Source organism: Enterococcus durans NBRC 100479 = LMG 10746 (genome assembly GCF_001544215.1).
In the GTDB taxonomy this organism is placed as follows: domain Bacteria; phylum Bacillota; class Bacilli; order Lactobacillales; family Enterococcaceae; genus Enterococcus_B; species Enterococcus_B durans.
On the sequence record NZ_BCQB01000036.1, the window covers coordinates 1 to 14761 of the forward strand.

The window sequence follows — 14761 nt, forward strand, 5'->3', positions numbered from 1 at the left end:
CCTCAATTTCTCAAACCTAAACGACTTTTGTCTCGGCCTCTTTTATTTTTTGAAATAACTGTTTTCACCTAACGAATTCCCTTGGTCTTCGATCAATCCTTGTAAAGATCGTTCCAAAATACCGTGGCTACGCTCTTTTTTACTTTGTTCTGGCGTGCTCTTTTCTGCCTTATGGAAAGGTTTGACAGAAGGTTCATCTACTTTTTTTTCTTGATAAGGTACTTGTTCATTATCAAATAATAAATAAGAATCTTCCGTTTTTTTCATTGATTGGATCAATTCGCTATCCGGAATCGTCTGCTCTTTCGGTTCGGAAATAATCGACGCTGGCACATATTTTGGCACAAAATAAGAACGTTCTCTTCTCGTTCTATGCGTCTCCGTTGTCCTTTGCGTACGTCCTTCATTCGAAGATCTAGTCGTTGAAAATGACCGGTTTTGGGTCTTCGGTAACGTTTTTCCCACTTCTTTGTGTCCTGTGTAATCAGGCAGATGTTCTTTGTATTTTTCCAAATCTTCTTTGACGACAGTTGTTTTCTTGGAATGACCTACTTTGCGGCGTTTGCGTTGTTCTTTTTCACTATCCTCTGCAAAATGGAATTCTTGCATTGGTTCAAACATTGGTTGCTTTGTTATTTCTGTCAATAACTCATCATGTCCATCAAACAAGACACGTTTTTCTTTTTTCGGTAGCTTTACACCTGTTACATCATCGTAGGCGGGAAAACGAAAATGCTTTCGTCTAATTTCTTTCATTTAAACCATCCTTCTCATCAATGGAGCTTTTCTAAATAATAGCATAAATTTGTTGTTTTCAATAGTAACCTCGTCTAAAATCCACTACTTTCTCATTCAGCGAGTGGTTTCTCTTAATATCAACTCAGGGAAAAAGCGACGATATCCTTGGCTCTCACCTTTTTCAGCAATTTTTTTCAACAGCATTTCACCACATACTTCTCCCATTCGAACAATATCTTGCTTCACTGTAGTCAATTTTGGTGAACTGATTTGATCAAGAAATACGCCATCAAAGCCAATCACGCCGAAATCATCTGGTATTCGCCCTTTTTCTTTGGTGATCCCTCTGACGATACCTAGGGCTAATCGATCTGAACTACAGATGAAACAAGTTTTTTCTTGAAAATCCTGCCAATTTTCTGTCAAATAATTTTCAGCCATCGTTGAATGATTCGGAAACCGTAAAATCTTAGATGGAAGATCTTGATCCTTCATTATGGAAAGATAGCCCTTCTCTCTAGATAACTCAAAAGGCTCATCTTCATCGATACCAATATAAACGATCGTCTGATAACCGTTATCTAACGCATATTGTGTAGCTTTTGCCGTTCCATAATGGTTGTCACTATCTACATAGTCGTACCCAAAACGATTTTCGCCAAACAATACCACAGGCTTTTCCAAACGATCGATCCAATCAAAATCTTTCTCTCTAACACCAGTAATGATATAGCCGTCACAGGAACCCACATCGAAGGCATCGTTTGTCACTAATTGTAAAGAGTAATGGGCTTTTCCGATACATTTTGCGATTCCCATCAGCAAATTCATATAGTAAGGTTCGGTGGTATCGATCTCTTCCAAGATGAATAATTTGATTATTTGGGAACGATTTGAAACAAGTGCTTTAGCAGCTATATTCGGGCGATAATCTAGTTCTGCCATTGCAGAAAAAACCAACTCTTTCAGTTCGTCTGTTACTTGTTCAGGATGATTGATCACTCTGGAAACAGTCATTTTGGAAACATTGGCCTTTTTGGCAACATCGGCTAAAGTCGGCATAAAAAACTCCTCTCCATGGTAAAAACGTTTTATTCATTAAGAATAGTATAGCAAATTTCCACCCGTAATTATGCAAAAAATCAAAAATACAGCAACTTAGATCAAACAAATAAACCGAAATCCATATCTAGACCAAGAAATGGCATTTCGATTTATTTGTGCTATTCTTTTATAGATAAAACTGTTGCATCCTCATTCTATTTTATCCATCATCTTAGCTAAAAAATCAGCAGCTTCTTCCATCAAAGGTACCTTCACCATATGTCGTTCGGTTATAGAAGAACGAAAAACGATTTTCTCACCAAAAGCTGTATCTCGATTTTCATCAACGAATTCTTTCGTATGGGCAAATGGGATCTTTTCATCTTTTTCACCATGCCAAAAATACAATGGGCGTCCAGCTAATTTTTCTGGATGTAAGGACAGGTCGTATTTTTCGACCCAAGAAATCAAATCAAAGTAATCTGTGGGCAATTTATAATGGTATTCATTTGCTCTTTTTTGGATTTCTTTTCCATATTGAATCGGTGCTGGTGACCCCATCAAACAGATACCGCCAACTAAACGTGGATGTCGAGTCAACAAGGCACAAGTGGTCATCCCACCCATCGATACACCACCTACAGCTACCTTTTCGTGGAGTACTCCTCTTTTATCCAAATGTTCGATCAATGTACTAAATTCGAATAAATTCCCATAAATACTACTCCAAAAAGTATAGGATGGGACAGAAGACACTGGCTGTTTTCGTTCACCGTGGTTCATCGCATCCGGTAATAAAACACGAATGCCCTTCTTGGCAAATTTTCTTCCTTGTGTCAGTACAAGTTCTTTACTGGTTTGCCAACCATGATAATAGATGACTATCGGAATCTTTTCATCTCTTAACTCTTCCAATACGACCTCTAGAAGTGGAATATTTTTTACTGTTCGTTTCAATATGAGTGGACTCAAGTGATTACTCCCCTATCTTCATAAGTGTCACATACCGAAATAATAGCCAGATACTAACTACAATTTGGAATAAACTGATTATACCAAATAAAATTAAAAATAAATTAAAAGATTTAGAAAATAAAAGAAGTGCACAAATTCCTGTCACACCTAATCCTAAAGAAAGAAGAGGATAAATCGAGAAATTCAAGAAACTTGCAATACTTCCGAAAATATTTCCGATAAATATGGTTGCAAACAAAAAAATGCTTAAAATCAATCCATCAGTCAACGATATTTGGAATAGTAGATCGTTTGTTTCGATCGGTTGTTGTATGGAATATACACCGAGATATACACAAGCGACAATACTAGCTATATGAGTTATATTGATTATTCGATTGATTGTTTTCATTTCTATCACCATCTTCCTGTACCTGTATTATATTTTTCTATAATTCTATTATAATCATTTTATCATTTTTTGCGCATTTTAAAACTCATTTTTTAATTTTTTTTATAATTTTTAGGATAATATGGACTTTAGAACGAACTGAAGGGAGATTATTATGGTCGATACACGTATGTTACTGATGATTTTTTTTATTAATTTTGCTTATATCACACTTAATACGCTACGCTTTATGTTAACAATGAAGGGGTACCGTCTGATTGCCCCATTAGTCAGCATGGTCGAGATCACGATTTATATTCTCGGGTTATCTCTTGTGTTAGACCGTCTAGACAATCCTTTGAATCTATTTGTCTATGCCCTAGGCTATGCTGTTGGGATCAGCGTTGGCATCTTGATCGAAGACAAGTTAGCACTAGGTTATATCATGGTCACTACGATCTTACCAACTAGCAGTACAGTAGAACAACATCTGCCGCTCATCTTGCGACAACACGGGTATGGTGTTACTCAAAGTTCCGCTATGGGTCTTGAAGGAGAACTTGTTGTATTAGAAATTCTTTCTCCTAGAAAAAATGAAAGAGAACTTTATCATTTGATAAAAGAAATCGAAGCACGAGCATTTATCATCTCTTATGAACCAAAATACATTTCTGGTGGATTCTGGACGAAAAAAGTACGTAAACGTCAATCACATTGAGCGTTTCTTTCAACGATAAAAGAAATAAAATGAAATTAGTCTGTTCCTATTAATCGTTTCTTTTCATTTTGATTAAAACCCATCGACATATACTCATCATTTTGTTATTATATTCATATCAATCTATTTTCAGGAGAACTTATGAATATAAAAAAAGAACCACCAGATTTTTACTGATAGGCTCTACTTTTGTTTTATTAACTACTATCCTATTTTTAAGCTACGCTTGTTTGAAGACGTCTAGCACTCCCTGCAATGCGTTTGGTTGGTTATTATCGGACCACTCTGAGCTTACTCAGATAGAAGAATTCCCTTATCTATTGATTCTTTCATCGCTGTGCGGTTTTTTGTTTTCTGTTTACTTTCAAGCTTATGTATTTTACCAATTGCCAGGGACGATGAATGAGGCTGCCGGAGTTTTCACTGCATTGAAAGTTCTTTCTTTGATCAGTGTTTTCTTTTATTCGTTTGATCAGTCCTCATTATTCTTTTTTATAATCAATGGATTAGTCGTCATCTTATCTATTTTCACCTATTTTATTTTCTCATTGGTTTTTAAAAAGTTAAAGTTACCGCGTTATATCCAGTTCATCCCACTTTTTTGTTTTGGTTATAGCATGTTTTCTTTCTTTATTTTAGCGTTAGCACCAACCTTTGACCCAGAAAATATTCAAATCACCGGCAACTTTTTAGATTTGTTATTCATGTTGAGTCTTGGGTGGATGATGTGGAAAGTGAAAAAAGAGGCGGAAACAGAAGTCATCAACTCCGAGAAATAAGAAGGAGTTGCTTCTGTTTCCACCTCTTTTTATTTAGAGAGTCTGGAACAAATCTAAAAATTAGTTTTGCTACAGACTCTCGAATAAACGGCGTCCAAAAGTCAGTTTTTTCGGAAGTTTCTCAAACCTAAACGACTTTTGTCTCGACCTCTTTTATCGTTTTTCTAAAATATAAGAGTAGTCAGTCAAAGATAATTTTGCAATCAAAGATTCATATACTTTTCTTTTTATATATGCCCGTTCTGCTGGAACGATCTTGGTGTCCAAAACAGGGAAAACGATTTTTTCTTCACTTGGATGAAAGATTGGTAATCGTATTTCTTCGATTTCATTCGTTTCTATAGTAGCCGATAAAACAAGTGCATCAAAAAAGATGCTTGGTCGCCGTTTTTTGTATTTTTGTTTTTGGATACGTTCTAAGATGACCTCGATCTGGTCGAAGAAATAGGATTCGTTTACATCACCGATGGTATGTGCTAAGTCCGTAAAATTCTTTGGCATTGGTAGTTGTTCTTTCTGAATGTAGAAATAATTTGCCAAGGTGACTGGTAGTTCCTTCTCATGGTTCACTGAAATAAACTGATACTCTTCATTTCCAGCACTTACTTTGTTGACAAGAAGAATATCCGCAGTTGTTCCATAAAAATAATCTTCTTCACCTTCAAAACAATAACGCCAAACCTCTTGCCCCATAGCTAATTGCTGTTCTTCTTGTGATAATTCCCGCAGTTGTGGCAGGAGTTCATTTGTGATGTTTTGACTTTCAGTAAGGTCTTTTTCATTGTTGAAGATCGGAAAATTCAACATGTATCGTCTATTTTCACGGAGCACCAATTTTTCTTCGATCAATTGATCTAAAAAATGTTCGAATTTTTTCTGAGGAAATTTTGTTTTTAGTTCTCTTAAAATAATTTCGTGCTGTTGATTTTCATACATATATGCCACAAATTCTGAAAAAATAGGTTGCTCGATTATTTTTCCTAGTTTTTTTTTCTTGCTATTTGAATAGAAATAGTTCATTTAGTCCCCTTCTTCGTTGTTTTCTCATTGAATAAAAAAGGCGGGAGAATCGTCGCGTTGACTTTCATCCCACCTTTTCACTGGCCACTATTTGATCATTTTTTAGTTAAATGCCGCTGTCAATTGAGGGACAACTTGTTTCTTACGAGAAACAACGCCTTTCAATAGTGCCCGATTATTTGTTAATTTTGTTTGGAAAGCTTCTTCGACTTTATCGATTGCATTTCCTGCTACCAATAATTCAGAATCGCTATCTAAAATATTTGTAACAACTAGTACAAACAAATCATATCCATTCTTAGTCATCTCTTCAGCCATCGCTTGTTCAAGCTCTGCTTGGCGATCCATGACTTCGTTTAGGTCAACGGTATTGATTTGAGCGATCCGAACATTTGCTTCACCCATTGGGAAGCTTTTTGCATCTAAGTCTAGAAGGACTGCTGCTGTTTTATCGCTTAAGTTCGTACCAGCTTTTAGCATATCTAATCCATAAGCTTCTAACTCAACTTCGGCTAATTCAGCAAGTTCTTTCGCTGCTGCTACATCTTCTGGTGTGCAAGTTGGTGATTTGAACAACAGTGTATCTGAAATGATTGCAGACAACATGATCCCAGCGATCTCTTTCGGAATAGCCACTTGATTTTCTTTGTACATCTTCAATACGATCGTACTTGTACATCCGACTGGTTCTGCACGATAGTAAAGTGGGTTTGCTGTTTCAAAATTAGCGATACGATGATGATCGACAACTGACAAGATCTCAACATCGGCAATATCAGAAATACTTTGTTGGAATTCGTTATGATCGACAAGCATCACTTGTGCAGCTTCGTCTTTCGCAGAAGCTACGACACGAGGGGCAGCAAGTTTGAAATAGTCTAATGCATATTGTGTTTCTTCACTAGGTTCTCCTAAAGCCACAGCTTCAGTGTCCTTACCTAATTGATTTTGCAAATGTGAGAAAGCAATCGCTGCTCCAATTGCATCTGTATCCGGATTTTGGTGTCCAAAAACTAAAATTTTTGACATTTTTTTCGCTCCTTTGTGATTTCTCCTATTTAATAATAGCAAAAAACGGAAAAGAAGCAATACTTATCTTCTTTTCCGTCCCTCGCTATTTTGTAAGATATCCTTTGTATTCTTCGGTATGAAGCAAGCGCTTGGCATTTTCAACACGCTCTTTTGTTGGTGGTTCGATACCTTCTAAAGGATATTTCAAGCCAAGTGTTTCCCATTTATATTTTCCCATCGTGTGATAAGGAAGGATCTCTACTTTTGCTACATTCGTCAATGTTTTGATAAATGCATCTAAGCGGATCAAATATTCATCATAGTCGCTTCGCTCTGGGACCAACACGTGTCTGATCCAGACTGATTTGCGGATTTCAGAGAGATATTGAGCCATGTCCAGAATATTTTCATTGCCCCAATGCGTTAATTTTTTGTGTTCTTCATTATCGATATGTTTGATATCAAACAGTAATAAATCAGTATATTTCATCAACTCTTGGAAACGAGAAAAGAAAGGTTCATCACGTGTAAAAGGTTTACCACATGTATCTAGTGTGGTGTGTATGCCGCGTTTTTTTGCTTTTTGAAATAGTTCGATCAAGAAATCGATCTGTAACAACGGCTCTCCTCCACTAACGGTGATACCGCCCTCTGAGCCCCAATAAGAACGATAACGTTCAGCTTGATCTAAAATCTCATCTGCCGTATATTCTTTTCCTCCGCCGATATTCCACGTATCAGGATTGTGGCAAAACTCGCAGCGCATGCGACAGCCTTGCATAAAAACGACAAATCTAACTCCAGGGCCATCTACTGAACCAAACGTTTCAATCGAATGGACATAGCCAATTGTTTTTTCTACCATAGGGATCACTTCTTTTCTTTGATTTCATTTTATAAAAATATTCTTCTGAGCAAAGCTAAAAGATGAGGGCAAGGACAATGAGTCGTCCTGCCCTCAAGTTGATTACATTCTGTCGTGTGATGTTCTCATCAAGACGTCTAGTTGTTGTTCTCTTGTCAAATCACGGAACTTAACAGCATAGCCAGATACACGAATTGTTAAGTTAGGGTATTTCATTGGATTTTCCATCGCATCGCGCAATAGATCATTACTGAATACATTCACGTTCAAATGGTAAGCTCCTTTAGAGAAGTAACCATCTAATACATTACGTAGATTACCGATTCTTGTATCTTCATCTTTACCAAGTCCAGTTGGGTTGATCGTTTGTGTATTTGAGATACCATCACGTGCATATGCATAATTGATTTTAGCTGTTGAGTTCAAGCTTGCTAATAATCCATTTTGTTCTGCATTATAACTTGGGTTTGCTCCTGGTGCAAGAGGTTTTCCAGCTTCACGACCATCCGGAGTATTCCCTGTATTTTTACCGTACACTACATTTGAAGTAATAGTTAACAATGATGTTGTTGGTGTAGAGTTGCGGTAAGTTTTATGACGTTTGATCTGTGTCATGAAGTATTCTAAGATCAATTCTGCTAATTTATCTGCATTATCATCGTCATTACCATATTTAGGGAAGTCGCCTTCTACTTCAAAGTCTACAGCGATTCCTTTTTCATTACGGATTGGTTTTACTTTTGCATATTTGATTGCAGCCAAGCTGTCAGCAGCATGTGAGATACCAGCGATACCTGTTGCAAACGTACGTTTCAATTCTGAATCCATCAATGCAAGTTGTGCTGCTTCATAAGAATATTTATCATGCATGTAGTGGATGATGTTCAATGTATTGACATATAATTCAGCCAACCAATCCATCACATTCATGAAGTTATGTTTTACTTCTTCAAAGTCTAATGTTTCAGAAGAAATCGGACGATATTCTGGTCCAACTTGTGCGCCTGTGACTTCATCTACACCACCATTGATAGCATATAATAAAGCTTTCGCTAAGTTTGCACGGGCACCGAAGAACTGCATGTCTTTACCGACAACTGTTGCAGATACACAACATGCAATTGCGCAGTCATCTGAACCCCATTGTTCACGTAATAGATTATCATTTTCAAATTGGATCGAAGAACTTTCGATAGCGATCTTGCTTGCATAAGTTCTAAATCCTTCTGGAAGATGTTCTGAATACAAAACAGTTAAGTTTGGTTCTGGAGAAGGTCCCATGTTTGTCAATGTGTGCAATAGGCGGAAGTCATTCTTCGTTACTAATGAACGGCCATCTAAGCCCATACCTGCAATGGAAAGTGTTGCCCAGATTGGGAAACCTGAGAATAATTGGTTATATTCTGGCGTACGAGCAAATTTTACCATACGAAGTTTCATCACTAAATGATCGATCAATTCTTGTGCTTCTTGTTCAGTGATCACACCGTTGTCTAAGTCACGTTGGATGTAGATATCTAAGAAAGCAGAAACACGACCGATAGACATCGCAGCACCATTTTGTGATTTGATTGCAGCTAGATAACCAAAGTACAACCATTGTACAGCTTCTTTTGCATTTGCTGCTGGTTTCGAAATATCATAGCCATATTTAGCAGCCATTTCTTTCATTTGAGCTAATGCACGATATTGTTCTGTGATTTCTTCACGAAGACGGATCACGTCTTCACTCATTGTATGGTAACCAGTCATATCATGATCTTTTTTCTTTTGTTCCATCAAATAGTCGATTCCATATAAAGCGATACGACGGTAGTCACCAATGATACGTCCGCGGCCGTAAGCATCTGGTAAACCAGTGATGATCTTGTTTTTACGTGCAGCACGCATTTCAGCAGTGTATGCATCGAAAACACCTTGGTTATGTGTTTTTCTCCAATCAGTAAAGATATGTGTCAATTCATCATTTGGTGTATAGCCATTACTTTTTAGTGCATTGTTTGTCATGTTGATTCCACCAAAAGGCATGAATGCTTGTTTCAATGGTTTGTCAGTTTGTAAACCAACAACTTTTTCTAAGTCTTTATCCAAGTAGCCAGCGTCATGTGAAGTGATCGTTGATACGATTTCTGTATCCATATCGTAAACACCATTACGTTCGAATTGGATATCATTTAATTTTTGTAGTTCTGCCCATAATTTTTCTGTTGCTTCTGTTGGTTTTTCTAAGAAGCTGTCATCCCCACGGTATTCCGTGTAGTTATTTTGAATAAAATCGCGTGTATCCACGCCTTCTTTCCATTTCGTTCCTTTAAATCCATTCCATTGCTCCATTGTATGGACCTCCTATTTTCTGTTTAATGTAACAGTTTTTACGTGATTAGTATAACACAGAAGCAGACCTTTGCAAGGGTTTTCTTGTTTTTTATTTAACAAAATAAAAGCTTTTTAGTATAGACATTGAACCAACGTTGATTTACCAGTGTTTAGCCATTGTGAACACTTTCATATTTTTGAACAATATCTATTAATATTTTATTAACAAACGTGAAATAAGAGGGTTATCTGTATTAGTACAGATAACCCTCTTATCAAAAAATACCATAACAGTTTACTCGTCAATCGAAATCTCTGGTGAATCAATTACTTTGATGACTTCACCACCGCTTTTTTCATCCATTGCAAAGGAACCATTGGATGTTCTATCACCAATCGGATAGTCCGTTGGATCGATGACTAGCTCTTGCCCTTTTTGGTTGATCACTGTCATCTCTTTCGATTTGCCTTCCGACATGTAAATGATACGATGCGGATTTTTCTTTAATTCACGCAAGACTGTTACCCCACGTTTGGCACGTGAAGTCTGACTGATTTCTTGTGCTAACATTCGTTTTACGGCTCCACGCTGAGTAACGATCACGATCGGTGTATCTCCTTCAGCAATCACTAAGAGTCCATTGACCACAATGTCTTCTTCTTTGAGGTTGATCGATTTGACACCAGCTGCTTTTGTTCCAACTACTGGCACTTCTTGGAGCGGATACCGTAGTCCCATGCCCTGATGTGTGACTAAAAAGACATCTAAGCCTGTCTGACCGTCTTCAAGGTAAACAGCGACTAATTCATCGTCTTCACTCTTCAGCTTCATCCCGCTAAGCGGACGGCTCTTATACGTGCGCCATGGTTCGAATTCTGTCATTCTCGTTTGTTTGATCCATCCTTGTTTACTGATGAACACAAATGTTTTCTCCGGATCGATTTTTTTGTAAGGAAAGACTGCCAAAATCGATTCATCTACAGAAAGATTTAAAATCGTTTGCGAGATATGTTCCCCCGCATCCTTCCACTTCAAATCAGGTAACTCATGGACCGGACGATAAATGACGTTAGCTTTGTTCGTGACTAGGAGAAGATGATCCAATGTATTCAGTTCTCCGGAATATAGCAAGTAATCGCCCTCTCTCATCCCGATTTCTTCAGGTTTAGAGGCGCTATATGAACGCAGACTAGTTCGTTTCACGTAGCCTTCTCTGGTCACACTGACAATAACATCTTCTTGTGCCACCAATACTTTGGTATCGATTTTGATTTCTTCGATTTCATCTTCGATCTTCGTCATACGAGCATTCGCGTACTTTTTCTTGACTTCGCGAAGTTCTTTTTTCATCACAGAGAATAATTCTTTGTCATCAGACAAGATCTTATTCAATTCAGTGATTTGAGCAATCAGGCTTTCTGACTCTGCACGTAACTCCGTGATATCTGTATTCGTTAAACGATACAATTGCAGTGTCACGATTGCTTCTGCCTGTTCCTCAGTAAATTGGAAAACGTCCACTAAATTTTTCTTTGCATCTTTTTTATCTTTACTTTCACGGATCGTCGCAATCACTTCATCAAGGATCGATAAAGCTTTCATCAATCCTTCAACGATGTGCTGACGTTTTTGCGCCTTTTCCAAATCAAATTGACTACGCTTTGTGATCACCTGTTTTCGATGGTCGATATAACTACTCAAGATATCTTCCAAGCCGACTTGATGAGGTGTCATATGATCGATAGCGACCATATTGAAATTGTAGTTGATTTGCAGTTCTGTATTTTTGAATAAATAATTTAAGATTCCAGGTGCATTTGCATCTTTTTTTAGTTCCACGACGATTTGCAACCCTGTTCGGTCACTTTCATCTCGTACCTCAGCGATTCCATCGATTTTTTTATTCAAACGGATCTCATCCATTTTCTTGACAAGCGTTGCTTTATTTACTTCATATGGGATCTCAGAGATCACGATTTGTTGTTTGTTCCCTTTGATGGCCTCGATTTTTGTCTTTGAACGAAGTATGACCTTGCCCCGTCCAGTTTCGTAGGCTTTTTTGATTTCATCTTTCCCTTGTAAGATTCCGCCAGTTGGGAAATCTGGTCCTGGGATAAATTCCATCAACTTGTCTAAACTGGCTTTTGGATGGTCGATCATGTAGATCGTTCCATCGATCACTTCCGCTAAGTTATGTGTGGGGATCTCTGTTGCATACCCTGCTGAAATTCCTGTCGATCCATTGACCAGAAGATTAGGGTATCTGGCTGGTAAAACAGTGGGTTCTTTTTCTGTATCATCAAAGTTCCAGACAAGATCCACTGTGTTTTTTTCGATGTCTGCCAACATTTCACCACTCAACTGTGATAATCGGGCTTCTGTATAACGCATGGCAGCTGGTGGATCTCCATCCATACTCCCATTGTTTCCGTGCATCTCGATCAAGACTTCTCTTAGTTTCCAGTCTTGACTCATACGAACCATTGCTTCATAGATACTGCTATCTCCATGAGGGTGATAGTTCCCCATGATGTTCCCAACAGATTTAGCAGATTTTCTAAAGCCTTTATCAAAAGTATTCCCATCTTTATTCATGGCAAATAAAATCCGTCTTTGAACGGGTTTCAAGCCATCACGAATATCAGGCAACGCTCTTTCTTGGATAATATATTTTGAGTAACGTCCAAAGCGGTCACCCATTACTTCTTCTAGCGTTAGCTCTTGTACTTCTTGACGATTTTCCATCAGGTGACCTCCTATTCTACAACAATTTGATCTGTTTGTTTCTCTTCATCCAGTAATTCGTTTGAAACAGATGGTGTGATCTCAACTTCTTCTTTTTTATCAAGGATACTTCCATCTTCTTCCAAAGTAAACTGGACATGGGTTTCGATCCATTTACGACGTGGCTCGACTTTATCTCCCATCAACGTGGTGACACGACGCTCTGCTTGGGCTGCATCATCGATCCGAACGCGGATCAACGTACGTGATGTTGGGTCCATCGTCGTTTCCCATAATTGTTCCGCATTCATTTCTCCAAGCCCTTTGTAACGTTGAAGCATATAGCCTTTACCGATCTTCTTGATCGTTGCTGCAAGCTCATCATCCGTCCAAGCATATTCGATTACTTGTTTTTTCCCTTGTCCCTTAGATACTTTGTATAATGGCGGTAGAGCAATGTAGACTTTCCCAGCTTCGATCAAAGGTTTCATGTAGCGATAGAAGAAAGTTAACAACAATACTTGGATATGTGCACCATCCGTATCTGCATCGGTCATGATGATGATCTTGTCATAATTGCAATCTTCAATCGAAAATTCTGGACCAACACCCGCACCGATCGTATAGATCATGGTATTGATTTCTTCATTTTTTAAAATATCTTGCATCTTCGCTTTTTCGGTATTGATAACTTTTCCTCGAAGTGGCAAAATAGCTTGGAACTTGCGATCTCGTCCTTGTTTCGCTGACCCACCGGCTGAATCCCCTTCGACTAAATACAATTCATTCTTTTTGGGATTACGTGATTGCGCAGGCGTCAATTTCCCTGATAAGAGAGATTCCCCTTTTTTACGCTTCTTGCCGTTGCGGCTTTCTTCTCGCGCTTTTCGTGCTGCTTCTCGCGCTTCTCTGGCTTTTACAGCCTTTCGAACAAGCATTTGACTCATTTCACTATTTTCTTGTAAATAAAAGCCCATTTGTTCACCAATGACGTTATCTACGACGGTCCGTGCTACTGGTGTCCCTAGTTTTTCTTTTGTTTGTCCTTCGAATTGAAGCAGATTTTCTGGCACGCGAATTGAAAGGACAGCGGCGAGACCTTCTCTAAAATCACTACCTTCAAGGTTCTTGTCTCTCTCCTTCAGCAAGCCCACTTTTCTAGCATATTCATTGTATGCTTTTGTCATAGCAGTTTTCATTCCTGCTTCATGGGTACCACCATCTTTTGTTCGAACATTATTAACGAAAGACAAGACATTTTCAGAATAGCCATCATTATATTGATAAGCTACTTCCACTTCGATTCCGTCTTTTTCACCAGAGAAATAAACAACTGGTGTCAATGTATCTTTTTCTTCATTCAAATAATCGACAAATTCTTTGATTCCTTCTTCATAATGAAAGACTTCATTAACTGGCTCTTCTCCACGTAAATCGGAGAGAGTGATCCGTACGCCGCGTAATAGGAAAGCTGATTCTCTCAAGCGTTCTGATAATATTTCATAAGAAAATTTTGTGGTAGAAAAAATCGAATCATCTGGCAAGAAATGGACGGTCGTGCCATTTGCTTTTTTAGTTTTGCCGATTTTTTTCAGTGTGCCGTTTGGTTTTCCGCCATTACTGAATTTTTGTTGATATTCAATGCCATCACGTACGATCGTGACAACCAGCCATTTTGACAATGCGTTTACAACGCTGGCACCTACACCATGGAGTCCCCCAGAGGTTTTATATCCTCCTTGGCCGAACTTCCCGCCGGCATGCAATACCGTAAAAATCACTTCGACTGTTGGGATACCTGACGCATGCATCCCTACTGGCATTCCACGTCCGCTATCTACGACGGTGATACTATTGTCTTCATGTATCGTTACGCCAATTTCATTTCCATATCCTGATAATGCTTCATCTACAGCATTATCGACGATTTCATAGACTAAATGATGTAAGCCTCGGCTGTCAGTCGACCCAATATACATCCCTGGTCTTTTTCTGACTGCCTCTAATCCTTCAAGAACCTGGATTGACGCATCATTATATTCGTTCTTTACTTTTTTTGCCAAGGCAAACGCTCCTTCAATAATACTTTGCGGTAAAAACCGCACCACGATAATCATACTAGAAAAGCTCCTGAAAAAAAAGAGGGTAGAAGCGAATTAAAAACTATTTAATACCTCGTTTCCTACCCACATATGCTCTT

Annotated in this window: 12 protein-coding genes; 2 read left to right on the forward strand and 10 right to left on the reverse strand. The window is 38.3% G+C overall.

Translation table 11 applies throughout. The features are described from left to right. Positions 1–42: 42 nt before the first annotated feature. From ED2_RS10215 to ED2_RS16085, 4 genes are all read right to left on the reverse strand, one after another. Positions 43–756 carry a hypothetical protein gene (locus ED2_RS10215; RefSeq protein ID WP_005878191.1) on the reverse strand — a complete coding sequence of 238 codons (714 nt, stop codon included), beginning with the start codon at positions 754–756 and terminating at the stop codon, positions 43–45. A gap of 96 nt (positions 757–852) precedes the next feature. Further along, positions 853–1800: a LacI family DNA-binding transcriptional regulator gene (locus tag ED2_RS10220; RefSeq protein ID WP_005878189.1), complete on the reverse strand. Its 948-nt coding sequence runs from the start codon at positions 1798–1800 to the stop codon at positions 853–855. A 192-nt stretch (positions 1801–1992) separates the two neighbouring features. Beyond that, positions 1993–2754, reverse strand: a complete 762-nt coding sequence (locus ED2_RS10225) for an alpha/beta fold hydrolase (RefSeq protein ID WP_005878187.1) — start codon at positions 2752–2754, stop codon at positions 1993–1995. Between the two features lie 4 nt (positions 2755–2758). Continuing rightward, positions 2759–3148: a hypothetical protein gene (locus ED2_RS16085; protein WP_060789785.1), complete on the reverse strand. Its 390-nt coding sequence runs from the start codon at positions 3146–3148 to the stop codon at positions 2759–2761. A gap of 154 nt (positions 3149–3302) precedes the next feature. Here ED2_RS16085 and ED2_RS10235 point away from each other — a divergent pair, with 154 nt between their 5' ends. Continuing rightward, positions 3303–3845, forward strand: a complete 543-nt coding sequence (locus ED2_RS10235) for a DUF2179 domain-containing protein (RefSeq protein WP_016176807.1) — start codon at positions 3303–3305, stop codon at positions 3843–3845. A gap of 125 nt (positions 3846–3970) precedes the next feature. Further along, complete coding sequence (locus ED2_RS10240; RefSeq protein WP_034865184.1) at positions 3971–4624, forward strand: hypothetical protein; 654 nt, start codon at positions 3971–3973, stop codon at positions 4622–4624. A 153-nt stretch (positions 4625–4777) separates the two neighbouring features. On the opposite strand, the gene ED2_RS10245 is transcribed toward ED2_RS10240, so the two are convergent. The 6 genes from ED2_RS10245 to parE form a co-directional block, all read right to left on the reverse strand. Then, the gene (locus ED2_RS10245; protein ID WP_005878177.1) at positions 4778–5644 is read right to left on the reverse strand and encodes a DUF1803 domain-containing protein; all 867 of its coding nucleotides are present in this window, start codon (positions 5642–5644) and stop codon (positions 4778–4780) included. 102 nt (positions 5645–5746) lie between these two features. After that, positions 5747–6673: a manganese-dependent inorganic pyrophosphatase gene (locus ED2_RS10250; RefSeq protein WP_005878176.1), complete on the reverse strand. Its 927-nt coding sequence runs from the start codon at positions 6671–6673 to the stop codon at positions 5747–5749. Between the two features lie 85 nt (positions 6674–6758). Beyond that, a complete protein-coding gene (gene pflA / locus ED2_RS10255) occupies positions 6759–7520 on the reverse strand; it encodes a pyruvate formate-lyase-activating protein (protein ID WP_016176809.1) in 762 nt (253 codons plus the stop codon). Between the two features lie 102 nt (positions 7521–7622). Beyond that, entirely contained in the window at positions 7623–9854 is a 2232-nt protein-coding gene (gene pflB, locus ED2_RS10260; protein ID WP_060789786.1) for a formate C-acetyltransferase, read from the reverse strand. Positions 9855–10131: 277 nt separating this feature from the next. Continuing rightward, the gene (parC, locus tag ED2_RS10265) at positions 10132–12582 is read right to left on the reverse strand and encodes a DNA topoisomerase IV subunit A (RefSeq protein ID WP_005878170.1); all 2451 of its coding nucleotides are present in this window, start codon (positions 12580–12582) and stop codon (positions 10132–10134) included. A gap of 11 nt (positions 12583–12593) precedes the next feature. Continuing rightward, positions 12594–14624, reverse strand: a complete 2031-nt coding sequence (parE, locus tag ED2_RS10270) for a DNA topoisomerase IV subunit B (protein ID WP_025479917.1) — start codon at positions 14622–14624, stop codon at positions 12594–12596. Positions 14625–14761 lie beyond the last annotated feature (137 nt).

Excerpts from the sequence above, each read along its gene's own strand:
- ED2_RS16085 (WP_060789785.1), bottom strand. The coding sequence starts at position 3,148 with ATGAAAACAATCAATCGAATAATCAATATAACTCATATAGCTAGTATT.
- ED2_RS10250 (WP_005878176.1), bottom strand. The coding sequence starts at position 6,673 with ATGTCAAAAATTTTAGTTTTTGGACACCAAAATCCGGATACAGATGCA.
- ED2_RS10215 (WP_005878191.1), bottom strand. The coding sequence starts at position 756 with ATGAAAGAAATTAGACGAAAGCATTTTCGTTTTCCCGCCTACGATGAT.
- ED2_RS10220 (WP_005878189.1), bottom strand. The coding sequence starts at position 1,800 with ATGCCGACTTTAGCCGATGTTGCCAAAAAGGCCAATGTTTCCAAAATG.
- pflA (WP_016176809.1), bottom strand. The coding sequence starts at position 7,520 with ATGGTAGAAAAAACAATTGGCTATGTCCATTCGATTGAAACGTTTGGT.
- parC (WP_005878170.1), bottom strand. The coding sequence starts at position 12,582 with ATGGAAAATCGTCAAGAAGTACAAGAGCTAACGCTAGAAGAAGTAATG.
- pflB (WP_060789786.1), bottom strand. The coding sequence starts at position 9,854 with ATGGAGCAATGGAATGGATTTAAAGGAACGAAATGGAAAGAAGGCGTG.
- ED2_RS10245 (WP_005878177.1), bottom strand. The coding sequence starts at position 5,644 with ATGAACTATTTCTATTCAAATAGCAAGAAAAAAAAACTAGGAAAAATA.
- ED2_RS10235 (WP_016176807.1), top strand. The coding sequence starts at position 3,303 with ATGGTCGATACACGTATGTTACTGATGATTTTTTTTATTAATTTTGCT.